The organism is Streptomyces anthophorae (genome assembly GCF_049310305.1).
Lineage (GTDB): Bacteria > Actinomycetota > Actinomycetes > Streptomycetales > Streptomycetaceae > Streptomyces.
The window spans coordinates 8,106,093-8,130,467 of the sequence record NZ_JBLWQQ010000001.1 but is presented as its reverse complement, the minus strand read 5'-3'; the positions used below and the strand labels follow the sequence as shown (position 1 = coordinate 8,130,467).

Genomic DNA, 24,375 nt, shown 5'->3' with positions numbered 1-24,375 from the left:
CAAGAGGGTGGTACCTGTCCACAGGCGTGAAGGAGAGGGTGCGGATGTCCACCGAACAGAACCTGGCCACCATGTCCGCCGTCGAGATGACCGCCCGTTTCGCCGATCGCACGGTGTCACCCGTCGAGGTGCACGACGCCGTGCAGTCGGTGATCGAGGCGCGCGAGGACGTGCTGAACGCGTTCTGGGTGCGGGACCCCGCCGAGTCCCGCAAGGCGGCCGAGGCGAGCGAGGCCCGGTGGGCGGCCGGGGAGCCGCTGGGGCCGATCGACGGCGTGCCGGTGACCCTCAAGGAGAACATCGCCCGCAGAGGCGTCCCGATGCCTTCGGGCAACGCGGGGGTGGAGCCGGTCGTGCCCGAGCGGGACGCGCCGATCACCGAACGGGTCCTGGAATCGGGCGGGTCGGTCCTCGGCTCCACCGTCATGCCGGACTGGGGCATGCTCTCCTCCGGCGTCTCCAGCCGGCACGGCATCACGCGCAGCCCCTGGAACCCAGCCTGGACGACGGGCGGTTCGAGTTCGGGGGCGGGCGCGGCGGCCGCGGGCGGGTACGGGCCGCTGCACGTCGGCTCGGACATCGGCGGCTCGATCCGGCTGCCGGGCACATGGCTGGGCCTGGCCACGCTGAAGCCGAGCGACGGCCGCATCCCCCTGGACACCCCGTACTTGGGGCGGGTCGCAGGCCCCATGGCACGGACGGTCGCGGACCTGGCCCTGCTGATGCGGGTCCTGAGCAGGCCCGACCCGCGCGACTGGACGAGCCTGCCGCCGCAGGACATCGACTGGTCGCGGCCGGGCGGGGACGTGCGCGGGCTGCGGGTCGGCCTGCACCTGGACGCGGGGTGCGGGGGGCCGCGCGACCCGGAGGTGGTGGAGGCGGTGCGCCGGGCGGCGGACGTCTTCGCGTCGGCGGGGGCGGCGGTGGAACCGGTGGAACCGTTCATGTCCCAGGAACTCCTGGACGACCTCGACCTGTTCTGGCGGGTGCGCTCCTGGAACGATCTGCGCAAGCTGTCCCCCGAGGCGGCGCTGCGCGTCCACCCGTACATCATGGGCTGGTGCCGCGAGGGCGCCGACGTGCCCGGCACCCGGGTGCTCCACTGCTACCAGCAGATCATGCGGATCCAGTCCCTGACGGTGGCGGCGACGCTCCCCTACGACATCGTGCTGTCGCCGGTGGCACCCGTGGCGGCGTTCGCGGCGGAGCAGCCGATGCCGTTCATGGAACCGGGCAGGACGATGTCGCACATCGGCTTCACCGCCCCGTACAACATGTCGGGCCAGCCCGCCGCGACGGTCAACTGCGCCTTCACGGCGGACGGCCGGCCCATCGGCGTACAGCTCTCGGGACGCCGCTTCGACGACCTGGGCGTCCTCCGGGCGGCGGCCTGGTACGAGCGGAACCGCCCGGCCGAGGCGGCCCCTCCATGGCCGGACGACGCGCTCCCGGGCCAGAAGGGGGAGACACCATGACGACGGACGGGGCCCGCTTCCAACAGGTCGCGCCGGTACGCCTCTACCAGCGCATCGTCGAACAGATCGAGCAGGCCATCGTGTCCGGCGACCTGAAGCCGGGTCAACGTCTGCCCAGTGAAAGGGAGTTGGTGAGCCAGTTCGGCGCGAGCCGCCCCACGGTGCGCGAGGCGCTGCGCGTCCTGGAGAGCAACGGCCTCATCCGCTCCCGCCACGGCGACCCGCACGGCCCGGAGATCCTCCCCTTCACCACGGCGGGCCTGGCCAAGGAGATGACCCGCCTCGCCCGCTTCGACACCATCTCGATGGCCGAGCTGATCTCGTTCCGCATGATCCTCGACGGCTCGGCCAGCCAGCTCGCGGCCCGCCTGCGCACGGACGAGGAACTGTCCGCGATGGAGGAGACGGTGAGGGCGATGACGCACGCCATCGACGCGGGCTACGAGGAGTTCAGCACGGCGGACGTCGCCTTCCACGAGGTGGTGGCACGGGCCAGCCGCAACGCGCTGATCGAGGTCTCCAACCAGGTCGTCCGCGGCGCGGTCCTCACTCTGATCGCCGACAAGGTCGCCCACGCGGACGACCGTGAGGTCCTGATGCGCACCTCTCTGCGCCACCACCAGGAGGTCCTGGAGGCCATCCGCACCCGCGACGGCCTGGCGGCGGCCCGCATCTCACGGCAGACGCTGTACGACTACTACGCGGGGTATGTGCCGGAGGAGGAACGGGGGCCGTTGCTGGCGCTGGTGGACGAAGCGGGGGACTGAGCCCCGGATGACTGGGCGAACGCGCCCGCGACGACGTGCCGCCCTGACGGGGGCGCCATCCATGCCCCCCGCGAGAAGTCGGGCACACCTTCCCGGATGTGCCGGGAACGCACGGGCACGCCTGGCTGAAACCCATCTGTTGGGTGGCCGGGACCATTCGGCGACTGGGCGGGATAAGCGGAATCTCCCAACAGGGGCGCTGGGCAGGCAGGTTGAGGCCAAACGATCCTGATAGCATCCCCGCGGCGATCTTGATCAACTCATCCAGCGTGCCGCCTTGACACGTGCCTGCGGGATGAGAGCGGGGGTACGGGTCGCCGATCTACCTGCCCGTGCCAAGAGAGGCGTCCATGACACACGCACTTGTGTGGTGCCTGGGTGCGATTGCGCTGATATCCGTCGCCGCGGTCGTTGCACTCATTGCCCGCAACCGAGCGCTGACCGACAAGAGACGCCGGGCTGACGCCGAGCAGAAACAATGGCTGGACCAGGCCAACGCGCAGATCGCGGCCCACCAGTCCGAACTGCAGAGGTCCCGCGCGGAGCGGGACGGTGTCATCGCCGAGGCGAGGGCCGCCGCGGAGGACAGCACGAAATCGGTCCTCAAGGGAGCGGCCAGCTTCCTGCAGAGCCTGGCGGCCGAGCAGACCGCGCTGCTGGACAGCATGCAGCGCAAGTACGGGGGCAACGAAGTCCTCAACGACCTCCTGGACGTGCACCACGCCAATGCCCAGATGGCGCGCAAAGCCCAGGGCATCGCGGTGATGTGCGGGGCGCCGCTGGGCCGCCGCAACCGGCCGGCCAGTGTGTACGACGTGGCGCGCAACGCCCAGGGCCAGATCCGCAACTTCCAGCGCGTCTCGATCATGCAGCAGCCCGGTCTGGCCCTCAAGGCAACCGCGGTCGCGCCGGTTGCACTGGCCGTCGCCGAACTGCTGGACAACGCCGCGAGCTTCTCGCAGCACGACGCGCCGATCGAGGTCACCTTCCAGCGCGTGCAGGGCAACCTGTGCATCATCATCGACGACGCCGGCGTCAGCATGAGCGACGAGGACCGCCAGCGGGCCACCGCCCTGCTGTCCGGCGACGAGCCGCCGCAACTCCAGCAGCTGGGCACGCAGCCGAAGTTCGGTTTCCCGGTGATCGGCCTGATCGCCCGCCAGTACGGCTTCAAGGTGGACGTCACCGGCGTGTCCCGCTACGGCGGTGTGCGGGCTGTCGTCCTGCTGCCCGAGGAGTTGTGGACCATGGAAGAGGCGACCCCGAAGGCCGCACCGGCCGCGCCTGCTCCCGCACCGGCTGCGCCCACGCCCGTAAGTCAGGGACCGATCCGTTCCGAGGTGGCACCTCAGCGCACCCCGAACGGCCTGCCCAAGCGCGCCAATCGCCAGTCGCCGAGCGCACCCGCGGCCCCGGCGGGCACGCCCCGCCCGGAGAGCACACCACAGCCCGTGCCGCGGGCATCCAGCCGCGGCCTGGGCGCGTTCCAGCGCGGCACCCTGGAAGCCCGTGCGGACGAGGCCCCCCTGGGCGAAGGGTCTGATGAGCGGTGAGCGCCGACCTGTCGTGGATGCTCGACGACATCGTGAAGAACGTGGTCGGGGCGCGCCATGCCGTCCTGCTGTCCGCTGACGGCCTGCCCCGCGCCTCCACCGAGGGCCTGGCCGAAGAAGATCTGCGCACCATCTCCACGGCCATGTCCGGTATCCAGGCCCTGAGCCGTGCCACGGCTCCGTTCGTCGGGGCCGCTCCGGATGCGGCCTGGACACAGACCGTCATCGAGTTCTCGCACGGCTGGATCTTCCTGATCGGTGCCGGACAGGGCGCCTATCTCGCGGCGGCCGCAGAGCCGGACGTGGACATGCAGCAGATCAGTTACCGGATGCACCGTCTGGTGGCCCGGCTGGGGCACAACATGACCTCCGCGCCCCGCGTGAACGCGGCCGGTCAGGGGGGCCGGCACGGCAGCCGTGAGCCGGCGCCCGGTGAGGTGCTGGCCCAGGTGCTGCCCGAACTCGACCAGGCACTCGCCGATGTCGACGGTGCCCGGCATGCGGTTCTGCTCGGCGGTGACGGCCTGCCCCGCGGCGCCACCTCAGGCCTGCCCCGCGATCTCGCCGACCGGATCTGTGCGGCCATGACCGGCATCCACGCCAACAGCCGGGCCGCCGCGCAGTTCGCCGGCCCGGTCGCGAACGTGGTGTGGCAGCAGACGGCCATCGAGTTCCAGCACGGCTGGATCTCCCTCATCGCGGCCGGGGACGGCGCACTCCTGGCGGCCTCGGCCGACCATGACTGCAGCATCGAGGCCCTGACGGGCCGACTGCACGAAGTGGAGACCAAGATCGCGAGGTCTGCCGTGGCCGGCAGGGCACCCGGCCATGCCTGAGCCCAGCGACCCGGGCCTCGTGGTCACCTCCGACCTCGTGCCGCTCTTTGTGATCACGGGCGGCAGGACCCTGCCCCCCGAGCACGAGTACGAGCACACCGCGATGGTGACCTCGGCCCAGGGCTCCGAGGCCGCCCTGCGCGCCCTGACACCGGAAGCACGCACGGTCATGGACCTGGTCGCCGACGGCTTTCTGTCGGTGGCCGAGGTCGCCGGGCACACCCAACTCCCGGTCGGTGTCGTGCGCATCCTCCTGGCACAACTCGCGGAGGTCGGCCTGCTCGTCGTGCGCAAGCCGGTCCCCGCCGCCGAACAGGTGGACGTGGACGTCGTCAGCGCCGTCCTCACCGGCCTGCAGAAGAAATTCGGAGCGTGAGCGTGTATCTGGAGCCATCCGTCACCCAGGCGGTGAAGATCCTCATCGTCGGTCACTTCGGCGTGGGCAAGACCACCTGCATCGGCAGCCTCTCGGAGATCAAACCGCTGCGGACCGAAGAGCAGATCACCATGGCCAGCGTGGGACTCGACGACCTCACGAACACACCCAACAAGACGACCACCACCGTGGCCATGGACTTCGGCCGCCTCACCCTCTCGGACAGCCTGGTCCTCTACCTGTTCGGCACACCCGGCCAGGAGCGGTTCACGGAGATGTGGGAAGACCTCTCGCGCGGCGCGCTGGGCGCGCTCGTCCTCGTCGACCCCGAGCGCCTCGACGAGAGCTTCGCCGTCCTGGACCTCGTGGAATCCTTCGGGCTGACCTACACGATCGGTGTGAACTCCTTCGAGGGCCAGGCCGAGTACGCGCTCGACGAAGTCCACGAGGCACTGAACCTCGAGCCCCGGACGCCGATCGTGCGGTGCGACGTCCGCGACGAGCGTTCCTCCGCCGAGGCCCTGATCACCCTCGTGCAGCACCTCATGACCCAGCTCGCCGCCTAGGAGCCCTTGCATGTCCCAGCCGACCGACCCCCGCTCGATACCGCCCGGCTGCCCCGCGCACGCACACGGTGGCAACGTCCAGCTCTACGGGCCCGACTTCGCGGCGGACCCCGAGGCCTACTACGCGCACCTGCGCGCGCAAGGCCCCAGCGCCCCCGTCGACATCGCCCCCGGCGTCGAGGTCGAACTCGTCACGGGCTACGACGCCGCCCTGCACATCCTGCAGAACCCGGCCGCCTTCCCGCGCGACTCGCGCCGCTGGAACGCGCTGGCCGAAGGGCGCGTGCCGGCCGACAGCCCGGCCCTGCCGATGATGGCCTGGCGGCGCAACGCGCTGTTCGCCGACGGTGCCGACCACGCCAAGCTCCGCCAGGCCGTCACCGCCGCCCTCGACACCGTGGACGAGCGGGCCCTGATCCGCCAGACCCAGAAGTCCGCCGACTATCTGATCAGCGGGTTCAGCTCGGACCGCCACGGCCGCGCGGAGCTCATGGCCGAGTACGCCGGCCCGCTGCCCCTCCTGGTCTTCTCCCACCTCTTCGGCTGCCCGCCCGAGATCGGCGACCGGGTCATCACCGGGATCAGCGGCATCTTCGAAGGTACTGCCGGCGCCGACGAGATCCTCGGCCAGGCACTCGCGGAACTGATCGCGCTCAAGCACCGTCGGCCGGGCGAGGACCTCACCACCGAACTGATCCACCAGCACGCGCTCCTCACGCACGATCAATCCGAAGCCGACGAGGCCGTGCTCCAGCAGCTCGTCACGCTGCTCTCCGGCGGCACCGCGCCACTCGCCGCGGCCATCGGCACCAGCAGCGCCCTCTACCTCAGCGAGGACTGGCCCACCGGACTCCCTGTCGAGGACGCCGTCTCCCAGGCCCTGTGGAACTACGCGCCGATCGCCAACTACGCCGGCCACTACCCCGCCATGGACATCGACCTCGGCGGGCGGACCGTACGGGCCGGCGACCCGGTGCTCATCTCCTTCGCCGCAGCCAATACGGACCCACGGCTGACCGAACACCGTGCCCAGCTCAACTCGAAGGCCCATCTGGCCTTCGGCGCGGGCCCCCACGCGTGCCCCGCCAAGGACCCGGCCTTCATGATCGCGGTGACAGCGGTCGAGTGCCTGCTCAACCGGCTGCCCGACATGGAACTGGACGACGCCTTCACGGCGCTCGGCTGGGTTCCCTCGCCGTGGAGCCGCGCACTGAGCGAGCTGCCCGTCCGCTTCTCCCCGCGGTCCGCCCCCATGGCCCCGGCACCGTACGAGTCCGCGGCCCCCGTGGTCTCCCAGCCCACGCCCGAGCTCCACCAGCCCGCCGCTCAGCCCACCGCCGCCCCTTCCTTCGGCAGCGCTCCTGAGCCCGGCCCGCAGCACAAAACCCGCAAGGGAGGACTCTTCAGCCGCTTCGTGGCATGGACCAAGGGAGAGTGACAGAGGCAATTCCACTTTGCTGCGGTGTTATTGGATACTCAAATGATCTTGTGGGTATCGATGACGACTGACGCTCGGGAAGGAGCACAGTGGGAATCGCCTTACTGCCGCAGGATCTTCGCCGCGCCACCGCCAAAGTCTTCTCGCGCCTGCGCACCCCGCAGGGGCAGGCGGACCCGTTCCCCTTCTACGCCGAACTCGCCGCCCCAGGACCGGTCAGCCCCGCCCCCTGGGGTGGCCACCTCGTCACCGGGTACGCCGAGTGCGACCAGGTCCTGCGCGACCGCGACTGGCTCGAACCCGACCGGTCCTGGCGTGAGAAGCAAGGGCAGGGCACCCGCTGGACGGCTCCCTCCGCGCAAGAGATGAGCCACACCCTGCCCAATCTCAACGGGCCTGAGCACAACCGAATACGCCGGGCGGCCAACGGCTTCGACCGCACCGCCATCAGCCGCCTCGCCCCCGTGATCACATCGGCCACGGACCGTCTCCTGGACGCATTCCACGAGCAACTCCGCCACGGAGAGGCCGACTTCGCCACCCTGGTCGGCGAGGAACTCCCCATCGCCACGGTCGGCCACTGGCTCGGCCTGCCGCGCGCCGACTGGCCCCGGCTGCGCGAGCTCACCCACGACCAGGTGTTCACGCAGGAGCTCTTGCCCACGGCCAGCCAGCTCGCCCGCTCGGACGCCGCAACCGTGGAGCTGCGGGCGTACTTCACCGACCTCGTGCGGGCTCGTCGCGCCCGCCCGGGCGACGACCCGGTCTCGCAGTGGATCCGTACCTGGGACACCCTCGAAACCGACCGTGACCAGGCCGACCACCAGGTGTACCACCTGGCCCGATTCGTCCTGCTGGCCGCGCTGGAGACCACCGCGACCCTGCTGTCACAAGCGGTCCTGCGCCTCGTCGAACACCCCGTGCACTGGGACGCACTCACCGCCGACCCCGAGCTGGCCCCGGGCGCTGTGGAGGAGAGCCTGCGCTACGACCCGCCCACCCACGTGATCAGCCGCGTCGCCGCCCACGACACCGTCCTGGCCGGCCAGGGCATCCGCGAGGGCGAGATGACCCACCTCCTGATCGGTGCGGCCCACCACGACCCGCACCGGCACCGGCACCCCGCCACCTACGACCCGCGGCGCACCGCAGGCCATCTCGCCTTCAGCGGCGGCGCCCACTACTGCCTGGGCGCCCCCATGGCCCGCCTCGAAGCACAGACCCTCATCACCCACCTCACGCGGCGCATCCCCCGCCTCACCCTCGTACGCCCGCCCACCTGGGCGCCCCGCGTCGCCTTCCGCCGCCTCCTGAATCTGGACCTCGCCCTCACATGACCGACCACCCCCAGCCCTCCGACGGTTACAAAACCCTCCGCATCGACCAGGACGGCCCCGTCCTGAACGCCCGGCTCCACGCCGGCCGCCCGGACGCCGTGCTCGACGTCGCCGCCATCGACGACCTCCTGAAACTGCTCGACAGCCTCACCGAGCGCACCGACGTGAAGGTCCTGGTCCTGTCCTCGCTGTCGGCGGACTTCTGCCTGGGCGCCGACCGCACCGAGTTCGCCGAGGCACGCAAGGCCGACCCGTCCGGTGCGGCCCTGCGCCGCATCGTCGACAAGGGCTACCGGTTGTGCCAGGCCCTGGAGACGACCGATGCCATCACCATCGCGCGCCTCAACGGCCGGGTTACGGGCGCCGGCCTCGCGCTCATCTCCTACTGCGACCTTCGGGTCGGCGCCGACACCAGCCGCTACCGCATGCCCGAAGGAGTCCTCGGGCTCCCGCCGGCCTGGGGCGGCGCCACCGGCCGCCTCATCACCGAGGTCGGGGTCTCGCGCATCCGCGAACTGATGCTCACCTGCCGAGAGTTCGATGCCACCACGGCGCACCGGATCGACCTCCTGCACGAATCCGTGCCCGAAGAAGACCTCGACCGCACGGTCACCGCCTGGACGCGCCTGCTCGGCCGCCGCTCGCACGAGTCCATGATCGCCGCCAAACGCATACTGACCGGCTACGCCCGCGCCGACCGCACCGCCGACCTGGGCCCACTCGACGCCAATCTCCTCACCGCACACCTGTAGCTCAGGACGAGTTCGTCTGTGGGCACCGGTCGGCCGCTCCCGGCCGTGATCACCGCATGAACAGCCCCCCATTGGCGTCCCAGCACGCGCCGGTCACCGTGTCGGCGTGTTCGGCGGAGAGCAGGACGACCATGTCGGCGATGAACTGCGGGCGGCCGAGGCGGCCCACCGGGATCGTCGCCTCCACCTGCGCGAGCTTCTCGGGGTCGACGGTGCGGCGCACCACGGGAAGGTCCTGCGGGCCCGGCGAGACGGCGTTGACGGTGACGCCGCGCGGGCCGAGGTCGCGGGCGAAGACCTTGGTGAGGGTGGCGACGCCGCCCTTGGACGCCGCGTAGTGGGCGCCGGTCGCCGTGCCGCCGTTCTGGCCCGCGAGCGAGCCGAGGTTGACGATGCGTCCGTAGCCGCGCTCGGCGAAGTACGAGCCGAAGACCTGGCAGCCGAAGAAGGTGCCGTGCAGGTTGGTCTCCACCACGGCGGCGAAGCTCTCCGGGGTGATGTCCATGAGCGACTCGACCTTGGAGTGCCCGGCATTGTTCACGAGGACGTGCACCGCGCCCCACCGTTCGACGAGCCGGTCGCGGGCCCGGGCGAAGGCGTCCTTGTCGCGGACGTCGAGGGCGAGGCCGACGGCGTTCTCGCCGGTGGGGTCGAGTTCGGCCGCCGCCTTGGCCGCGGCCTCCTCGTCCAGGTCGGTCAGGGCGACCCGGTACCCGTGGTCGTAGAAGCGCGCGGCGATGCAGCCGCCGAGGCCGCCGGCCGCCCCCGTGACCAGGACCACGCGGTGCGTGTCGTCCTCCCAGCGCTCCCCCGTGCCCTGCGGGCTCACTTCGTCACGTCCGGGAGCGGGCGGCCGACGCGGGCCTCGATCTTCATGTACCGCCACAGGCCGTGCTCACCGACCTGCACGGTGCGGAAGAGGTTGCAGGCGGCGGCGACGGTCGGCTGGTCGACGACATCGGCGAGGACATAGCTGGTCCAGGGCCAGGAGCCGGAGGGGCCGACCATGTGCTGGTCGTCGTCGATGGTGCCGATGACATGGACGCCCGGCAGCTCGTGCAACTGGCGCAGCATGCTGGTGAAGCCGTCCCAGACAGCCTTGCCCTGCCCGGTCGGCAGGTCGAAGAAGTTCTGGTTGACACCGATGCAGAACAGCACGCGCAGGGGTGCCTGGGGGGAAGTGGACATGGTGAGGTCACCTTTCGTGAACAGAAGTTGGGAGGAGGCCGGACTGGGTCAGATATAGCCGGGGAACGGGTCGACGCCCATGAGCACCGCGCCCGCCCCGTCGTACAGGCCCTCCTGAAGGAAGGCGTGCTGCGGCACCACGGAGGCGTCGCGCAGGTAGCGCTGCATCGGGCTGCCGTCCGCGATGGCCCGGATGCCGGCGAGCTGGTAGGCGGTGCGGGCGACGTCGAAGGAGTCGTGCGCGAGGGTCGTCGAGGCGAGGCGCAGCAGGCTCGCCTGGTCGGAGGTGACCGGATCGCCGCTCAGCACGGTCTGCCACACCTCTTCGGTGATCTCGTAGAAGAAGGCGCGGGCCGAGCGAAGCCGGGCCTCGGCGCGGCCCACCGCGATCCGGTAGGCGGCGCGGTCCGCGGCGACCGGTCCGCCGGTGTAACTGGCGCGCCCGCCCTCCGCGATGACCTGGTCGAGCGCGGCCCGGGCCACGCCGAGGCCGACCACGGCGAGGACCTGCGCCGCGTACGGCACGGCCGGGTAGCGGTAGAGCGGTTCGTCGACGGTGGGCTCGCCGCCGCGGACGAAGGTCCACTCCTCGGGTACGACGACGCCGTCGACGGCGAGGTCGTGGCTGCCGGTGCCGCGCATCCCGATGACGTCCCAGTTCTCGACGATCTCGACGTCCTCGGGGCGCAGCACCGCGGTGCGCGGCCGGCCGGCCCGGTCCTCGCCCGCCTTGATGCCGACGCCGAGGACGTCGGCACCCTTGCAGCCGCTCGCGAACTTCCAGCGGCCCGAGACCCGGTAGCCGCCGTCGACCGGTTCGGCGCTCTGGACGGGGAAGAGGCCGCCGGCGAAGGCGACATCGGGCCCGTCCGCGTAGAGCCGCTCCTGGGTCTCGAGGGGCAGCGCCGCGAGATAGATCAGGGAGGAGCCGAAACTGGCGACCCAGCCGGCCGATCCGTCGACCTGGGAGATCCTTTCGATCAGGCGCAGGAATTCGGCCGGCGGCAGCGGCTCGCCGCCGAAACGCCGCGGCGCGCTCGCCCGGTAGAGACCGGCTTTCTTGAATTCGGCGATCATGTCGCGCGGTACGTGCCGCGCGCTCTCGAATTCCGCCCTGCGCTCGGCCACCAGGTCAAGCACGTGCTCGAAGGCTGCTCCGGTGGAGGTCGAGGGCGGATCCAGCGTCTGTGTCATCAGTGATTCCCCTGCCTGGGCTGCGAGTTGATCGCTCGAACTCGATGCACCCATAACGCTAGGCGGGCGACCGTGCGCCAACAATTGGGAATGGGTGGCGCCGCGTAGGGGATTTCCCTGATCGTTTACGCGGCCGGGTCCCGCAGCGGCAGTCCGAACCGGAAGACGGTGCCGCGCGGGGAGTTGGGGAACGCCTCGATCTCGCCGCCGTGGCGGGTGATGATGCGGTGGCTCAGGGCGAGTCCGATGCCGTGCCCGTTGCCCTTCGAGGTGAACACCCCGTCGAAGATCCGCCCGTCCGAGGACGCCGGGAGGCCGCCGCCGGTGTCCCGCACCTCGACGACCGCACGGTCGGCCTCCCGGCGGGTGGCGACGGTGACCTCGCCGGGCTCGTCGGGCCAACGGGCCATCTCCTCCAGGGCGTTAAAGGCGAGGTTCATGACGACCTGCCCGATGAGCACCTTCTCGCAGCTGACGGGGAGGCCCTCGGCCGTGCGTTCCCAGCGCACGGCGACCTGGTGCGCCCGCGCCCGTACGTCGACGAAGTACGCGCAGTCGGCCACGACATCTCCCAGGTCGACGGCCCGTTTCGCGTCCTCCAGGCGCACCACGTAGGCGCGCAGGCTCGACAGGATCGTGGTGGCCCGCTCCAGTTGGCGGGCGGCGTGGTCGAGGCCCCAGCGCAGCGGGGCGGGTTCCGGGGTGTCGTCGATGCGGCCGAGGGCGCCCGCGACGAAGTTGTGGGCCGCGGCGATGGGCTGGCTGACCTCGTGGGCGATGGCCATCGCCATGTCACCCATGGCGTTGTAGCGGGCCAGGTGGTTGAGGTACTGGGCGTCGCGCCGGTGCTCCTCCTCGGTGTGCACGGTGTCGGTGATGTCGTGGAAGAGGAGGAGCAGGCCCCGCAGGTCGTTCTCGATGTCGATGTACTGGCAGCGCGCCGCGAACCAGCGGTCGGGGCCGCCGCCCGCCCCGTCGGGGACCGAGAGACGGTAGCGGGTGTCGGTGGGCCGGCCTCCCCGTGAGGTGTCCTTCAGTACGTCGCGCAGGACGGCGGTGGAGTCCGCCGCGAGGAACTCGGTGAAGTCCGTGCCGAGCATGTCGTCGGGGTCCCGGTCGAGCAGGATGCCCGCCGATTCGCCGGCGAAGACCATCCGGCCGGCGTCGTCGAGCACCACGATGCCCTCGTCCAGGTTGCGCAGGAACGCCTGGAGCCGGGCCTCGGTGCGGGTCAGATCGCGGCGGGTGGCCTTCTCCTCGGCGATGTCGCGGAACTGCACCATGACGACGGGCCCCACCGACAGCTCCACGCGCACGGCGAGCGCCTCGCTGAGGATGTCGGTGCCCGTCTTGGACCGGTAGCACCACTCGATGCGGCTGCGGCCCTGGTCGGCGGCGCGTTGCAGCCAGGCGACGCCGATGTGCCGCGCGTACTGCGCCGCGTTGGAACTCATGTCGGGGGCCTTGAGCGGCTTGAGCTCGTCGAGGGTGAAGCCGAGCGCGGTGCGCGCCGCGGGGTTGGCCCACAGGATGTCCTTGGTCCCGGCGTCGTGCACCAGGACGCAGCCGTCGATGGCCTCGAAGAGACGGGCCAGGTCGGGGCAGGCGAGGTCGGCGGTGGCGGGCATCGGCCTCACACCTCCTCGGGGCGCAGTCCGCAGCGCATCATGTCGCCGATGAGCGCGCCGAGGGTGTCGGCGTCGGTCTTCTCGCGGATCCGCGCCCGGTGGGCGTCGACCGTCTTCAGGCTGATGCCGAGCTGCCGCGCGATCACCTTGCTGGGCACGCCCTCGACGACCTGGCGCAGGATCTCGCGTTCGCGCGGGCTGAGGTGGGTGATCCGCTCGCGCAGGGAGCGCTGCTCGGCGCGGCACGCGTAGCGTTCGCCCGCCACCCGCAGGGCGTTCTGCAAGATGTCGAGCAGCCGCTGGGGATCGTAGGGCTTCTCCAGGAAGTCGACGGCCCCCGCCTGGAGGGCGCGCACCGACATGGGGATGTCGCCGTGCGCGGACACGAAGACGATGGGCAGCGCCGCGCCCTGGGCGTTGAGCAGTTCCTGTACGTGGAATCCGCCGATGCCCGGCATGCGTACGTCCAGGACGAGGCAGGCCGGGCGGTCCGGGTCGAAGGCTTCGAGAAAGGCGTCGGCGTCGGTGAACCACTCCGTCTTGATGTGCACGGACTCCAGCAGCCAGGCCAGGGAGAGGCACAGCTGCTCGTCGTCGTCGAGCACGTAGACGAGGTCGGCCGCCGGCTCACCTGTCATGATTCCTCGCTTTCGTCATGTGTACGGGCCTCGGGCCGCAGGCGGCCGAGCAGCACTCCCCCCGGCGAGCACGGCGACCACGGTCAGTTCCAGGACCAGCGCCGTGGTGGCGGACGCGGAGACCAGGGTGGTGAAGTCGCGCAGCGCCAGTACCGTCGCGCCGCACAGCAGGACGATGGCGAGCAGCGGGGCGAGCACGGTGTGCCAGATCCTTTCATCGAGCCGGGTCCTGCGGAAGAACACGATCACGGACACCGAGGTGAGCAGGTACAGCAGCATCAGGGCGAGCACCGTCCGCGCCCGGCTCGCCGCGCGGGGCGCCCCGTGGCGGACGGCCGCACGCCGCGCGACTTCCGCCGCCGGGCGCTCACGGAAGGGGTTCCTCACGGACGCATCAGTACGGAGGCCGCGGGATAGCTCTCGGCGAAGTTCCCGGGCAGCGGCGCGACGAGCACGTTCTCGGTCCGGGTCCGGGTGATCCGCCACGTGCCGTCGCCCTCGCGCCGGAAGGCGTTGTTGAGGCGGCTGGAGCGCAGCAGCGCGGTGCCGTCGGCGTAGAGCCAGGGCTGCACGTGGATCCACTGGCCGGTGGCGGTGGCGCCGTCGACGTGGATCTGCTCGGACGTCACATAGTGGGCGTTGAGGACGAGTCGGGGGTCGCGCCGCTCGCCCCAGAACGCCTCGAAGTGGGCGCGGACCGCGGCGTGCCCCTCGGCGCGGCCGAACTGGCCGTCGTAGTACTCGCCGACGCCTTCCCACACGGCGTCCTCGGCGTACAGCTCCATGATGAGGTCGATGCGGTGCGTGTCGTCGCGCACACCGAACTCGGGGCACGGGGTGTCGCACAGGAACATGTAACGGGCCTGGAGGCGCCGGATGTCTGCCTCGGCCTCCAGGGTCTCGATGCGCCCGACGAGGGCGGCGAGGGTGCGTGGATCGGTGTGCGGGTCGGTGTGCGGGTCAGTGTGCGTGTTTGTCATCGGGGGCCGCCTTCCGTGGTGTCGCGTGTCGTGAGCGCGGACTCGATCCAGCCCCCGTGGGCGAGGAGCGAGGACTCGCCGCGGGCCGGGCCGACGGCCTGGATGCCGAGCGGCAGCCCGTGCGCGTCGCGCAGGCCCGGCACGGTCACCGCGGGGAGGCCGAGGGCCTGCCAGGCGCGGCTGAGGACGGGGTCGCCGGTGGCGTCGATGCCCTCCGGTGCGGCGCCGAGGGCGGCCGGTCCGACGACGACGTCGTACGTGGCGAACAGCGCGGCGACGCGGGCGCGGGCCTGCTCGACGGTCCTGCGGGCCGCCGCGTCATCGGTCTCGGAGGTCGCGGCGCCGGTGTGCAGCAAATTCCTCAGCGGCTCGCTCAGTTGGGCGGACAGGTCCAGCTCCGCCGCGCGTTCGCGGGCCGCTTCGTAGGCCATCACGACCGGGTGGGCGGCGGTGACCTCCGCGACGAGCTTCTCCTCGGGGAAGGGCTCCACCACGGCGCCTGCCGCGGTCAGCCGTGCCCTGACCGTTTCCACCGCCTCCCGCATCGCGTCGCTCACGTCGGCGAACGGCTCGGCGCCCCACAGCAGGACGCGCGGCGGCGCCGCCCGGCCCGGTGTCTCGCCGGTGAGGGCCTGCCAGGCGAGTGCGAGGTCCCGGACCCCGGCGGCGTAGAAACCGTGGCTGTCCAGGCTGGGGCTGAGGCCGACCACGCCGTCGACGGGAAAGCGCCCGTGGGTCATGACCAGGGACGCGACGCCGCAGAACGCGGCGGGCCGGGTGACGGAACCAGCCGTCTGCGAGCCGATCGCGAGCGGCACCTGCCCGGCGGCGACGGCCGCCGCCGAACCGCTGGACGACCCGCCCGGGGTATGTTTCGGTGCAGCGGGATTGCGGGTGGGTCCGGGCGCGAAGAAGGCGAACTCGGTGGTGACGGTCTTGCCGATGACATCGACGCCGGTGTCCCGCCAGGCCCGGACGATCGCCGCGTCGGCGGTGGCCGGTGCGCTGTCGGCGCGCAGCCGCGAACCGCAGCGGGTGGGGTGCCCGGCCACGTCGATGATGTCCTTGACGCCGAAGGGAACTCCCTTGAGCGGCCCGGTGGTTGGCGCGGGCTCGCGGACCGGTGCGACCCACGCCCGCACCTCGGGCTCCGTCTCCGCGATGCGGGCCTGCGCACGGGCGCGCGCCGCCGCCGCCGTGGTGCGTCCCGCCGCGAGGTCGTCGACCAGTTCCCGCAGTGACCAGGGCTGCCACAGGCTCATGCGTTGTCCTCCCATTGCGCGTCGGCCTCCCAGTAGTCCATGCCCGCCGCGCTGACCGAATGGCGCCACGGGGAGGTGCGCCGCAGCGTCGGTTCGACGCGGGCGGTGACGGCGTCGGCCGCATCGGGCCCGTCGGCGTCCACGGTCCAGTGCACCCAGCCGAGTTCGCGCCCCTCGGCGTCGCGGGTGAACAGGTCGACGTGCCGCCACCCGTAGTCGAAGGTGTCGTTGTAGCAGGTCAGCGTCATGCGCCGGGCGTCCGCGCCCACGCCCCGCAGCGCGCCCGTCATGCGGTCAGCGACGTGGGGATCGCGTGGAACTGCCGGCGGAAGTAGACGAGCGCCCCCGAGCCGTCCTCGCCGACGAGCACCCGCTCCGCCTCGATGAACATCACGGTGTGCGAGCCGCGTTCGGCGGTTCCGGTGACCCGGCCGACGACCGAGGCGGCCGAGCCCTTGAGCACCGGGACGCCGGCCAGCGTGTGGTCCCATACGTCGCCGCGGGCCGCGAAGCGCTCCTCGGCGGGCACGCCGCCCGCGAAGGCCTTGGCGACGTCGGCGTGGTCGGGGCCGAGGACGTTGACGCAGACGCGGCCGTTCTCGGTGAACAGGTCGTGGCTGCGGCTGGACTGGTTGATGCAGACGAGCATGGTGGGCGGGTCGTCGGTGACGGAGCAGGCCGCGCTCACCGTGATGCCGGCGCGGCCGCGCGGTCCGTCCGTGGTGACGATGTTGACGCCTGCGGAGAGGTTCGCCATCGCGTCACGGAACGAGAGTTGGTTCGGGGTGAGTCGGTCCACCGCTGCCCTGCGTGTCACGGGTGTCATGGCTGTCACGGTAGGGCGCGGCGGGCGGCCCGCGATATCGAGAGTTCCTTCGGGACGCCTCAGGATTTCCCCTATGCCGGGCGAGGCCATTCCCAATTGGCCGCCCCCTCCGGCCGTCCTAGCGTCTTGGGCATCGAACGACGGAGGCACGATGACGCTTGAGTTCAGTGCGGACACCGTCCACGACCTCGCCCCGCACGATCTGGTGGGCGAGGACCGCGTGGCGGGGCGCATGTACACCGATCCCCGGCTCTTCGAGCGGGAGATGACCGCGATCTTCGAACGGACCTGGGTGTGGGTCGCCCACGACAGCGAGCTGCCGAAGGCGGGCAGCTTCAAGTCGACGTACGTGGGCCGGCAGCCGGTCATCGTGACGAAGGACCGCAAGGGCGACGTCAACACCCTGCTCAACCGCTGCCGACACCGCGGCGCCAGCCTGTGCGAGCAGCGGACGGGCCGGGCCAACGGCTTCACCTGTCCGTATCACGCCTGGTCCTACGGCCTGGACGGCAAGCTGCGCGGCATCCCGTACCCCGACGGCTACGAAGGTGTCGTCGAGAAGGGCGAGTTGGGGCTTCGCAGGCTGCGCACCGAGTCCTACGGCGGCATGATCTTCGCGACGTTCGCCGAGGACGTCGAGCCGCTGGAGGACTTCCTCGGTGACGTGAAGCTGTGGATCGACCGGTTCATGAAGCAGGGCGGCGGCTACCCGGTGAAGGTGCTGGGCACCCACCAGTTCCGCTTCCGCGGCAACTGGAAGATCCAGCTGGAGAACACCACCGACGGCTACCACTTCCCGATCGTGCACCGCTCGTGGATGGCGTCCGTGGACGCCGAGACCGCGGACATGATGTCGTTCATGACCGACCCCTCCGCGGTCACCCACGACCTCGGTCACGGGCACAGTGTCATGCAGATGGTGCCCGGGCACGCGGACCTCGACGCCGACGACGGCACGGAGCCGCTCCAGCCCCGATTCGACGGCCTGGTCGGGGAGTTGAGGTCGGCGGGCCTGGACGACGCGGCGGTCCGCAAGCTGGTCCGGGCCGTGCACGGCACCGGGTTCAACCTCAACCTGTTCCCGAACGTGTCGATGTCCAACTCGTTCCTGCGGGTGCTGCGCCCGCTGTCGGCGAACGAGACCCTCATCGAGCACGTGGCCCTCGGCCCCGACGGGCCGCCGGAGGTCGTCGACCCGGTCAACCGGGAACGGCTGCGCATCCACGAGCACTTCCAGGGCCCGTTCGGCTTCGGCACCCCCGACGACGCCGAGGGCTGGGACCGCGTGCAGCGCGGCGTCCAGGCCGCGCCCGACATGCCGATCCTCGTCAACCGGGGCCTGGCCCGCGAGACACCGAGCCCCGAGGGCTGGCCCACCGCGCACGTCACGGACGAGACCGGTATGCGCGCCGCGTACGCGCAGTGGAAGGAGATGATGCGCGATGACTGACACCCTGACGACGCCCGCCGAGGGACTTCTGGGCCTCGCCGATCCCCGCGTAATGCGCGCGATCTCCCTGGTCTGGCACGAGGCCGACCTCCTCGACCGCGGCCGGTACGAGGAGTGGCAGCGGCTCTACACCGACGACGCGCACTACGTGATCCCGATCGACCCGGCCACCGACGACTTCGCCGGCTCCCTGAACATGGTCTACGACGACGCCCGCATGCGGCAGATGCGCGTGACCCGGATGACCGAGGGCTACGCCATCGCCGCGGTCGACGCCGCACGCACCGTACGCACGGTGTCCCGGTTCGTGCCCGAGGAGGTCAACGACACCGAGGTGACGCTGCGTTCGGCGCAGGTGCTCGTCGCGTACAAGCGAGGCCGGCACGACCTGTGGGCCGGCGAGGTCACGCACCGGGTCCGGCTCTCCGCCGAAGGGGACCGGATCGCCCTGAAGGTCGTCCGCCTCGTGGACAGCGAGGACGCCGTACCGGCGGCCGGGTTCCTACTGTGAGCGTGGAGGTCCGGGTCCGAGAGGTGACCGAGGAGACGCCCGACATCCGCGCGCTGCGGCTCGTGCGGGCGGACGGGGCGGCGTTTCCCGCGTACCCGGCGGGCGCGCACATCGACGTGAAGGGCCCCACCGGCGTGCTGCGCCAGTACTCCCTGTGCGGCCCGCCGTCCGATGCGTCCTCGCTGCTCATCGCGGTGAAGCGGGAACCGTCCTCGCGCGGCGGCTCGCTGGCCCTGCACGAGGTGACCGAGGGCGCCCGTCTGGAGATCGACGGCCCGCGCAATCTGCTGCGCCTCGCCGAGGACGCCGACCGGCACGTTCTGGTGGCGGGCGGCATCGGCATCACCCCGCTGCTGAGCATGGCGTACGAACTGCACCGTACGAACGCCGACTTCGAGCTGCACTACTTCGCCACCAGCCGCGAACAGGCCGCGTTCGTCCACCTGTTGGAGCGGCGCGTCGAGTTCCCCGACCGGGTGCGGCTGCACTTCGGCACGGTCAGGTCCGAGCGTCCCGCGCTGCTCGCCGCCACCGCCGCGGGGCTCACGGGCGCGTCCCATGTGTACACGTGCGGGCCCGAGGGCTTCATGCGGCAGGTCACCGAGGCCTTCGAGCCGGTGGTCGGCGCGGCACATGTGCACATCGAGCACTTCGAGGCCGCCGAGGTGGACACGAGCGCCGACCGGGCGTTCACCGTCGAGCTGGACACCGGCGAGGTCTTCGAGGTCCCCGCCGACCGCTCCATCCTCTCCGTCCTGGAAGAGGGCGGCATCGACGTCTTCAAGTCCTGCGAGGAGGGCGTCTGCGGCTCCTGTGTCTCCGGCGTCCTCGAAGGCACCCCGGAGCACCGCGACAACTGCCTGTCCGCCGCGGACAGGGCGGCCGGCACGCAGATGGCGCTGTGCGTGTCGCGGGCCGGTTCGGAGCGGCTCGTCATCGAGCTGTACTGACCGAGCCGCACTGAAGGAGACGCATGGCCTCGTCCGGAACCACGTCCCGCAGGCCGAGCGCGCTCAGTCGCTGCCGCCGTACGCCGCCATCGGCATCGCGGCGCCGGCCCGCACCTGCCGAGGAGAGAGCACCCCGGCCGCCCGTCGAGCCCGTCACTCCAGGAGCACGATGAAGATCACCGCGATAGAGGCGATCCCCTTCGCCATCCCGTACCGAAAGCCCCTGAAGTTCGCCAGCGGCGAGGTGCGCACCGCCGAGCACGTCCTCGTCCGTGTGCACACCGACGCCGGTCTGACCGGGACGGCGGAGGCGCCGCCGCGCCCGTTCACGTACGGCGAGACGCAGGCCTCCATCGTCGCGGTGATCGGGCACCTCTTCGAGCCGCAGCTGCTCGGCCTCTCCCCCGTGCGCCGCGAGGCCGTGCACGCCCGCCTGAACCGCACCGTCGGCAATCCGACCGCCAAGGCCGCGATCGACATGGCGCTGTGGGACCTCGTCGGCCAGGCGGCGGGCCTGCCCGTGTCCGAACTGCTCGGCGGCCACGGGGAGTCCATGCGGGTCTCGCACATGCTGGGCTTCGCCCCTGCGCAGGAGATGGTGGACGAGGCCCGGCGGATGCGGGACACGTACGGCATCACGACGTTCAAGGTGAAGGTCGGCCGCCGCCCCTTCCGCCTCGACGTCGAGGTGTGCCGGGCGCTGCGCGAGGCGTTCGGCGACGACGTCGAGCTGTACGTCGACGGCAACCGCGGCTGGACGCCATCGGAGGCGGCGCGCGCCCTGCGGGCCATGGACGACCTGGACCTGACGCTGGCCGAGGAGCTGTGCCCGGCCGACGACGTGCTCGGCCGCCGCCGGCTCGTCGAGAGCTGCCCGGTCCCCTTCGTCGCCGACGAGAGCGCCACCCGCACCGGCGAGGTGACGCGCGAACTGCTCGGCGGCTCGGCCACCGCCATCAGCATCAAGACGGCCCGCACCGGCTTCAGCCACTCCCAGCGCGTGCTGTTCGAGAGCGAGGGGCTCGGCGTGGAGGTGGTGATGGGCAATCAGATCGACGGCCAGCTCGGCTCGTTGTGCTCGGTCGCCTTCGGGGCCGCGTACGAGGCGACCTCGCGCCGGGCGGGCGAACTCTCCAACTTCCTCGACATGACGGACGACCTGCTCGCCGAACCGCTGCGCATCAGCGGGGGAACGCTGCGCGTCCGCGAGGGCGCGGGCCTCGGCATCGAACTCGACGCCGAGAAGCTGACCCGTTACCGCCAGGACCTCTGAACCGCCCTCCGCCCCCCCTTCCGCACTCGCAAGGAGTCGCATCATGACCACGTCCACCGAGCAGGCCACGGCCGCCGCGTCCGGCAACGCCGCCACCGCCGCGTTCGCCCAGAAGTCCCGCTCCGGCGCCGCCGGCAGCACGGAGCGCGTCGACACCCTCGCCTCCGAACTCATCGCCGCCGTCCATGACATCGTCCGCCGCCATGAGGTCACGTACGCCGAGTACGACGCGCTGAAGGCGTGGCTGATCCGGGTCGGCGAGGACGGCGAGTGGCCGCTGTTCCTCGACGTCTGGATCGAGCACGTCGTCGAGGAGGTCGCGAACGCGTCCCGCGAGGGCTCCAAGGGCACGATCGAGGGCCCGTACTACGTGCCGGGCGCGCCCGAACTGCCCGCCGATGCCACGCTTCCGATGCGCCCCGACGAGCAGGGCACGCCCCTGCTGTTCCAGGGGCGGGTCACCTCCGTCGACGGAACTCCCCTGCCCGGCGCGCGCGTCGAGATGTGGCACGCCGACGACGACGGCTACTACTCCCAGTACGCCCCCGAGCTCCCCGAGTGGAACCTGCGCGGCACCGTCGTCGCCGACTCCGAGGGCCGCTTCGCCATTCGCACCATCGAGCCGGCGCCGTACCAGATCCCCACCGACGGCTCCTGCGGCAACCTGATCGCCGCGGCGGGCTGGCACGCGTGGCGCCCCGCCCATCTGCACCTCAAGGTGTCCGCCGCGGACCACCGACTCATCACCACGCAGCTGTACTTCAAGGGCGGCAGCCACATCGAGGACGACATCGCGCAGGCCGTGAAGCCGGAACTGGTCCTCGACCCGACCGCGGCCGCGAGCGGCACAGGACACGAGGTCACCTACGACTTCGTCCTCGACCCCGCCTGACCCCCTGACACCGACCGAGGAGCCCGCCCATGCTGTTCGCCGTCACGATGGACGTCCGCATCCCCACCGATCTCGACCCCCAGGTACGCGCGGACGCCATCGCCCGCGAGAAGGCGTACTCCCAGGAGCTCCAGCACAAGGGTGTCTGGCGGCACATCTGGCGCTGCGTGGGCCAGTACTCCAACCTCAGCGTCTTCGACGTCCGCGACAACGACGAGCTCCACGACATCCTGTGGGGTCTGCCGCTGTTCCCGTACATGTCGCTCGAGGTGACACCGCTGGCCGGGCACCCGTCGGACATACTGCGCGAATGACGTCTTCGCTTCCCGCAGGGCTCGCGCTCCGCCACGACCTGACCCCGACGGCATGGGTGCGCGAGGCCCTGCCGGACTTCGCGGCCGGCATGGTCGGCTCCCTGCTGCCCGCCGGGTACGAGCGGTACGTGCGCGTACTGCACCCGGCGGACCGCGACGGGGACGGGCCCGGTGAGGGGACGCTGCCTGGCCCGCTCGCGGCGCCGCTTGCGGAGGTCCTGGAAGGCAGCACGGCCACGCCGGACGACTGCTTCTTCGGAGTATGGGACGGCTGTGGCTACTTCGACGACGGCACGGCCACGGCCCTGCTCGTGAGCGGTACGGGCACGGTGTCCTGGCGGGTGCGACCGGCCGTCGACATCGCGGGCGCGCCCCGCCTCGCACTCCCTCACCGCGAGTACGCCGTGTTCCATGGCCCGGCCGGCTCAGTGACCGCCCTCGCCATGACCGTCGCGGGTGAGATCGGGGAGGGCGCCGACCTGGACAACGCCCTCGTACCCGACCTGTGGTGGCCCGCCGACCGCTCCTGGTTCGTGCACGGGGACACCGACCTCACGGCGACGTGGATCGCCTGCTCCGCCGCGACGGCGGAGCAGCTCCTCGCGCACCCGGGCCTTGAGGCCGTGCCGATGGATCCGGCCTCACCGGTGCTCCCCTGACCGGGCGCTCACTCGGCGAGCGCACCCATCGGGTCCCAGGCGGGCAGCACGATCGGCGGCTCGTCGAGGGCGGCGGACAGCTCCGGCGGGAGCGCGGAGCGGCGCACGGCGACCTCGAAGACATGCTCACCGAACCACGAGTCGTTCATGGTCCAGAAGCCCTTGTCGGCCTTCTCGTCGCCCCAGCTGTTCTCGACCCGCCAGCGACGCGGCGCGCCGTCCACCACGTCGACGCCGGTGAAGAGCATCGCGTGGGTCATCTGGGTCTCGTGGTGGACGAGCCGGTCCGCCTTGTCGAGCTCGAACGCCGCGTCGTAGACGGCCTCGTAGTCGAAGAGTCCGGCGTCCCAGATGCCGAGGTCGGGGCGCATCTGCTGGGCGACGTCGCAGCCGAACCAGACCGGCTCGCCGCCCACCACGGCCTCCATGGTGAGCCGCTTGAGCAGGTCGATGTCCGCGTTGAGGTAGACCACGGGCGGGGCCTCGACGATGTTGCCCAGGTGCTCGACGGTGAAGGTGCGCCCGACGGGGCTGGACTCGCGCGGATCGTGCACGAGACACACGTACTCGTCGAGGGGTATCTGCACATACGCGTCGGCGAACTCGGTCGGTGTCATCCAGCCGTCGCGGTGGAACTCCTGGTCGCTGTCCCGCCATTGCCACAGGAATGTCCGCGGCGGCGTCCCGAGGTGGATGCTGAGCACGCGGTGGACGGCGCCGAGCACCTCCGCCTTGCGGACGCGCTGCGCCTCGGCGCCATCGGCCGCCGCGCGGCGCAGATCACGGGCCCCTTGACGGAGCAGACTCATCAGGGCCCGGTTCATCGGCCCGGTCGCCGAGGAGCTCTCGGTCTCCGGCATCGCCGACTTGGGCACGAGGCCGTGCTTGGCGACCAGCGCCACGAACATGTTCCACTGCCCGCCGTCGCTGATCGGATCGCCGAGCAGGTGCGCCACGGTGCGGTCGTCGACATCCCGGTCCGAGGTGTCGATGACACTCTCCAGGAAGTGGTTCGCGCGCTCGAACTTGTCCCACCACAGCACATAGTTCTGGGAGAACTCGAAGTCCTTTACACCGAGCTTGCGCGCGGCGCCCACGCGCAGCAGATTGAGCCCGGCGAACATCCAACAGCGGCCGCTGCGCTTCTGGTTGGTGACCTTCCAGTCGTCCAGGTGGTGCGAGACGGTGTGGTCGATCGCCGTGACGATCCGCCGGTCGAGGGCGATGTCGTCCACCGTCGTCTGCGTCACGGCGTTCTGCATCAACCGGTTCGCCGGCCGGGCGGCGAACTCCTTCTCATATGCCTCGAATTGAGCCGGGGTCAGGCCGCGTTCGCTGTCGGCGGGAGCGTCGGTGGACCGAGAGGTGTGCGGGTGTCCGAGCGTCACAGTTTCCGCTTCCCGTTCTTGAATCGGCCCGTGCTCACGCGGGGCCTGGCAGGTAAAAGGGGTAACGCGCTCTCACCGTCGCACGGCCGTTCTAGCCAGTCAACGGACCCGCCCCCGCGGTC

At 71.2% G+C, this 24,375-nt stretch carries 27 protein-coding genes; 16 read left to right on the top strand and 11 right to left on the bottom strand.

The window, feature by feature from the left end; all coding sequences use genetic code 11:
• Positions 1 to 44: 44 nt before the first annotated feature.
• From ACNYS0_RS36950 to ACNYS0_RS36910, 9 genes are all read left to right on the top strand, one after another.
• Complete coding sequence (locus tag ACNYS0_RS36950) at positions 45 to 1,475, top strand: amidase (RefSeq protein ID WP_422480211.1); 1,431 nt, start codon at positions 45 to 47, stop codon at positions 1,473 to 1,475.
• Positions 1,472 to 2,242, top strand: coding sequence for a FadR/GntR family transcriptional regulator (locus ACNYS0_RS36945; RefSeq protein ID WP_422480209.1), 771 nt, complete (start codon positions 1,472 to 1,474; stop codon positions 2,240 to 2,242). The genes ACNYS0_RS36950 and ACNYS0_RS36945 overlap by 4 nt, the downstream gene beginning before the upstream one ends.
• A gap of 350 nt (positions 2,243 to 2,592) precedes the next feature.
• Entirely contained in the window at positions 2,593 to 3,795 is a 1,203-nt protein-coding gene (locus tag ACNYS0_RS36940; RefSeq protein ID WP_422480207.1) for an ATP-binding protein, read from the top strand.
• A complete protein-coding gene (locus tag ACNYS0_RS36935; protein WP_479685802.1) occupies positions 3,792 to 4,631 on the top strand; it encodes a roadblock/LC7 domain-containing protein in 840 nt (279 codons plus the stop codon). The genes ACNYS0_RS36940 and ACNYS0_RS36935 overlap by 4 nt, the downstream gene beginning before the upstream one ends.
• Positions 4,624 to 5,007 carry a DUF742 domain-containing protein gene (locus tag ACNYS0_RS36930; RefSeq protein WP_422480205.1) on the top strand — a complete coding sequence of 128 codons (384 nt, stop codon included), beginning with the start codon at positions 4,624 to 4,626 and terminating at the stop codon, positions 5,005 to 5,007. The genes ACNYS0_RS36935 and ACNYS0_RS36930 overlap by 8 nt, the downstream gene beginning before the upstream one ends.
• A 2-nt stretch (positions 5,008 to 5,009) precedes the next feature.
• Positions 5,010 to 5,573: a GTP-binding protein gene (locus ACNYS0_RS36925; RefSeq protein WP_422482870.1), complete on the top strand. Its 564-nt coding sequence runs from the start codon at positions 5,010 to 5,012 to the stop codon at positions 5,571 to 5,573.
• A gap of 10 nt (positions 5,574 to 5,583) precedes the next feature.
• Complete coding sequence (locus ACNYS0_RS36920; protein ID WP_422480203.1) at positions 5,584 to 7,011, top strand: cytochrome P450 family protein; 1,428 nt, start codon at positions 5,584 to 5,586, stop codon at positions 7,009 to 7,011.
• Between the two features lie 89 nt (positions 7,012 to 7,100).
• Positions 7,101 to 8,348 carry a cytochrome P450 gene (locus ACNYS0_RS36915; protein WP_422480201.1) on the top strand — a complete coding sequence of 416 codons (1,248 nt, stop codon included), beginning with the start codon at positions 7,101 to 7,103 and terminating at the stop codon, positions 8,346 to 8,348.
• Positions 8,345 to 9,100 carry an enoyl-CoA hydratase/isomerase family protein gene (locus ACNYS0_RS36910; RefSeq protein ID WP_422480199.1) on the top strand — a complete coding sequence of 252 codons (756 nt, stop codon included), beginning with the start codon at positions 8,345 to 8,347 and terminating at the stop codon, positions 9,098 to 9,100. The genes ACNYS0_RS36915 and ACNYS0_RS36910 overlap by 4 nt, the downstream gene beginning before the upstream one ends.
• A 49-nt stretch (positions 9,101 to 9,149) precedes the next feature.
• Here the strand turns inward: ACNYS0_RS36910 and ACNYS0_RS36905 are convergent, their stop codons facing one another.
• The 10 genes from ACNYS0_RS36905 to ACNYS0_RS36860 form a co-directional block, all read right to left on the bottom strand.
• Positions 9,150 to 9,929, bottom strand: coding sequence for an SDR family NAD(P)-dependent oxidoreductase (locus tag ACNYS0_RS36905; protein ID WP_422429532.1), 780 nt, complete (start codon positions 9,927 to 9,929; stop codon positions 9,150 to 9,152).
• The gene (locus ACNYS0_RS36900) at positions 9,926 to 10,288 is read right to left on the bottom strand and encodes a hypothetical protein (RefSeq protein WP_422405560.1); all 363 of its coding nucleotides are present in this window, start codon (positions 10,286 to 10,288) and stop codon (positions 9,926 to 9,928) included. The genes ACNYS0_RS36905 and ACNYS0_RS36900 overlap by 4 nt, the downstream gene beginning before the upstream one ends.
• A gap of 48 nt (positions 10,289 to 10,336) precedes the next feature.
• Positions 10,337 to 11,482 carry an acyl-CoA dehydrogenase family protein gene (locus ACNYS0_RS36895; RefSeq protein ID WP_422480197.1) on the bottom strand — a complete coding sequence of 382 codons (1,146 nt, stop codon included), beginning with the start codon at positions 11,480 to 11,482 and terminating at the stop codon, positions 10,337 to 10,339.
• A 125-nt stretch (positions 11,483 to 11,607) separates the two neighbouring features.
• Complete coding sequence (locus tag ACNYS0_RS36890) at positions 11,608 to 13,110, bottom strand: PAS domain-containing sensor histidine kinase (protein WP_422480195.1); 1,503 nt, start codon at positions 13,108 to 13,110, stop codon at positions 11,608 to 11,610.
• Between the two features lie 5 nt (positions 13,111 to 13,115).
• The gene (locus ACNYS0_RS36885; RefSeq protein WP_422480193.1) at positions 13,116 to 13,748 is read right to left on the bottom strand and encodes a response regulator transcription factor; all 633 of its coding nucleotides are present in this window, start codon (positions 13,746 to 13,748) and stop codon (positions 13,116 to 13,118) included.
• A gap of 15 nt (positions 13,749 to 13,763) precedes the next feature.
• Positions 13,764 to 14,135, bottom strand: a complete 372-nt coding sequence (locus ACNYS0_RS36880; protein WP_422480191.1) for a hypothetical protein — start codon at positions 14,133 to 14,135, stop codon at positions 13,764 to 13,766.
• The gene (locus ACNYS0_RS36875; protein ID WP_422480189.1) at positions 14,132 to 14,728 is read right to left on the bottom strand and encodes a nuclear transport factor 2 family protein; all 597 of its coding nucleotides are present in this window, start codon (positions 14,726 to 14,728) and stop codon (positions 14,132 to 14,134) included. The genes ACNYS0_RS36880 and ACNYS0_RS36875 overlap by 4 nt, the downstream gene beginning before the upstream one ends.
• Positions 14,725 to 15,990 carry an amidase gene (locus ACNYS0_RS36870; RefSeq protein WP_422480187.1) on the bottom strand — a complete coding sequence of 422 codons (1,266 nt, stop codon included), beginning with the start codon at positions 15,988 to 15,990 and terminating at the stop codon, positions 14,725 to 14,727. The genes ACNYS0_RS36875 and ACNYS0_RS36870 overlap by 4 nt, the downstream gene beginning before the upstream one ends.
• Positions 15,987 to 16,280 carry a hypothetical protein gene (locus ACNYS0_RS36865; protein ID WP_422480185.1) on the bottom strand — a complete coding sequence of 98 codons (294 nt, stop codon included), beginning with the start codon at positions 16,278 to 16,280 and terminating at the stop codon, positions 15,987 to 15,989. The genes ACNYS0_RS36870 and ACNYS0_RS36865 overlap by 4 nt, the downstream gene beginning before the upstream one ends.
• Positions 16,277 to 16,816: a flavin reductase gene (locus tag ACNYS0_RS36860; RefSeq protein ID WP_422480183.1), complete on the bottom strand. Its 540-nt coding sequence runs from the start codon at positions 16,814 to 16,816 to the stop codon at positions 16,277 to 16,279. Before ACNYS0_RS36860 ends, ACNYS0_RS36865 begins: the two co-directional genes overlap by 4 nt.
• Positions 16,817 to 16,967: 151 nt before the next feature.
• Here ACNYS0_RS36860 and ACNYS0_RS36855 point away from each other — a divergent pair, with 151 nt between their 5' ends.
• The 7 genes from ACNYS0_RS36855 (at position 16,968) to ACNYS0_RS36825 (ending at position 22,865) form a co-directional block, all read left to right on the top strand.
• Entirely contained in the window at positions 16,968 to 18,266 is a 1,299-nt protein-coding gene (locus ACNYS0_RS36855) for an aromatic ring-hydroxylating oxygenase subunit alpha (protein WP_422480181.1), read from the top strand.
• The gene (locus ACNYS0_RS36850; protein WP_422480179.1) at positions 18,259 to 18,777 is read left to right on the top strand and encodes an aromatic-ring-hydroxylating dioxygenase subunit beta; all 519 of its coding nucleotides are present in this window, start codon (positions 18,259 to 18,261) and stop codon (positions 18,775 to 18,777) included. Before ACNYS0_RS36855 ends, ACNYS0_RS36850 begins: the two co-directional genes overlap by 8 nt.
• Positions 18,774 to 19,727: a PDR/VanB family oxidoreductase gene (locus ACNYS0_RS36845; RefSeq protein ID WP_422480177.1), complete on the top strand. Its 954-nt coding sequence runs from the start codon at positions 18,774 to 18,776 to the stop codon at positions 19,725 to 19,727. The genes ACNYS0_RS36850 and ACNYS0_RS36845 overlap by 4 nt, the downstream gene beginning before the upstream one ends.
• 169 nt (positions 19,728 to 19,896) lie before the next feature.
• A complete protein-coding gene (locus tag ACNYS0_RS36840; protein WP_422480175.1) occupies positions 19,897 to 21,000 on the top strand; it encodes a mandelate racemase/muconate lactonizing enzyme family protein in 1,104 nt (367 codons plus the stop codon).
• 43 nt (positions 21,001 to 21,043) lie between these two features.
• A complete protein-coding gene (gene catA / locus ACNYS0_RS36835) occupies positions 21,044 to 21,892 on the top strand; it encodes a catechol 1,2-dioxygenase (RefSeq protein ID WP_422480173.1) in 849 nt (282 codons plus the stop codon).
• 29 nt (positions 21,893 to 21,921) lie between these two features.
• The gene (catC, locus tag ACNYS0_RS36830) at positions 21,922 to 22,206 is read left to right on the top strand and encodes a muconolactone Delta-isomerase (RefSeq protein ID WP_422480171.1); all 285 of its coding nucleotides are present in this window, start codon (positions 21,922 to 21,924) and stop codon (positions 22,204 to 22,206) included.
• Entirely contained in the window at positions 22,203 to 22,865 is a 663-nt protein-coding gene (locus ACNYS0_RS36825) for a hypothetical protein (RefSeq protein WP_422480169.1), read from the top strand. The genes catC and ACNYS0_RS36825 overlap by 4 nt, the downstream gene beginning before the upstream one ends.
• Before the next feature lie 8 nt (positions 22,866 to 22,873).
• Here the strand turns inward: ACNYS0_RS36825 and ACNYS0_RS36820 are convergent, their stop codons facing one another.
• Positions 22,874 to 24,253, bottom strand: coding sequence for a C1 family peptidase (locus tag ACNYS0_RS36820; RefSeq protein ID WP_422480167.1), 1,380 nt, complete (start codon positions 24,251 to 24,253; stop codon positions 22,874 to 22,876).
• Between the last annotated feature and the right edge of the window lie 122 nt (positions 24,254 to 24,375).

What these genes read in the sequence shown, in the direction of transcription:
- ACNYS0_RS36825 (WP_422480169.1), top strand. Translation starts at nt 22,203, where the DNA reads ATGACGTCTTCGCTTCCCGCAGGGCTCGCGCTCCGCCACGACCTGACC.
- ACNYS0_RS36850 (WP_422480179.1), top strand. Translation starts at nt 18,259, where the DNA reads ATGACTGACACCCTGACGACGCCCGCCGAGGGACTTCTGGGCCTCGCC.
- ACNYS0_RS36855 (WP_422480181.1), top strand. Translation starts at nt 16,968, where the DNA reads ATGACGCTTGAGTTCAGTGCGGACACCGTCCACGACCTCGCCCCGCAC.
- ACNYS0_RS36885 (WP_422480193.1), bottom strand. Translation starts at nt 13,748, where the DNA reads ATGACAGGTGAGCCGGCGGCCGACCTCGTCTACGTGCTCGACGACGAC.
- ACNYS0_RS36950 (WP_422480211.1), top strand. Translation starts at nt 45, where the DNA reads ATGTCCACCGAACAGAACCTGGCCACCATGTCCGCCGTCGAGATGACC.
- ACNYS0_RS36890 (WP_422480195.1), bottom strand. Translation starts at nt 13,110, where the DNA reads ATGCCCGCCACCGCCGACCTCGCCTGCCCCGACCTGGCCCGTCTCTTC.
- ACNYS0_RS36875 (WP_422480189.1), bottom strand. Translation starts at nt 14,728, where the DNA reads ATGACAAACACGCACACTGACCCGCACACCGACCCGCACACCGATCCA.
- ACNYS0_RS36840 (WP_422480175.1), top strand. Translation starts at nt 19,897, where the DNA reads ATGAAGATCACCGCGATAGAGGCGATCCCCTTCGCCATCCCGTACCGA.
- ACNYS0_RS36930 (WP_422480205.1), top strand. Translation starts at nt 4,624, where the DNA reads ATGCCTGAGCCCAGCGACCCGGGCCTCGTGGTCACCTCCGACCTCGTG.
- ACNYS0_RS36940 (WP_422480207.1), top strand. Translation starts at nt 2,593, where the DNA reads ATGACACACGCACTTGTGTGGTGCCTGGGTGCGATTGCGCTGATATCC.
- catC (WP_422480171.1), top strand. Translation starts at nt 21,922, where the DNA reads ATGCTGTTCGCCGTCACGATGGACGTCCGCATCCCCACCGATCTCGAC.
- ACNYS0_RS36945 (WP_422480209.1), top strand. Translation starts at nt 1,472, where the DNA reads ATGACGACGGACGGGGCCCGCTTCCAACAGGTCGCGCCGGTACGCCTC.
- ACNYS0_RS36895 (WP_422480197.1), bottom strand. Translation starts at nt 11,482, where the DNA reads ATGACACAGACGCTGGATCCGCCCTCGACCTCCACCGGAGCAGCCTTC.
- ACNYS0_RS36920 (WP_422480203.1), top strand. Translation starts at nt 5,584, where the DNA reads ATGTCCCAGCCGACCGACCCCCGCTCGATACCGCCCGGCTGCCCCGCG.
- ACNYS0_RS36860 (WP_422480183.1), bottom strand. Translation starts at nt 16,816, where the DNA reads ATGACACCCGTGACACGCAGGGCAGCGGTGGACCGACTCACCCCGAAC.
- ACNYS0_RS36870 (WP_422480187.1), bottom strand. Translation starts at nt 15,990, where the DNA reads ATGAGCCTGTGGCAGCCCTGGTCACTGCGGGAACTGGTCGACGACCTC.
- ACNYS0_RS36865 (WP_422480185.1), bottom strand. Translation starts at nt 16,280, where the DNA reads ATGACGGGCGCGCTGCGGGGCGTGGGCGCGGACGCCCGGCGCATGACG.
- catA (WP_422480173.1), top strand. Translation starts at nt 21,044, where the DNA reads ATGACCACGTCCACCGAGCAGGCCACGGCCGCCGCGTCCGGCAACGCC.
- ACNYS0_RS36900 (WP_422405560.1), bottom strand. Translation starts at nt 10,288, where the DNA reads ATGTCCACTTCCCCCCAGGCACCCCTGCGCGTGCTGTTCTGCATCGGT.
- ACNYS0_RS36910 (WP_422480199.1), top strand. Translation starts at nt 8,345, where the DNA reads ATGACCGACCACCCCCAGCCCTCCGACGGTTACAAAACCCTCCGCATC.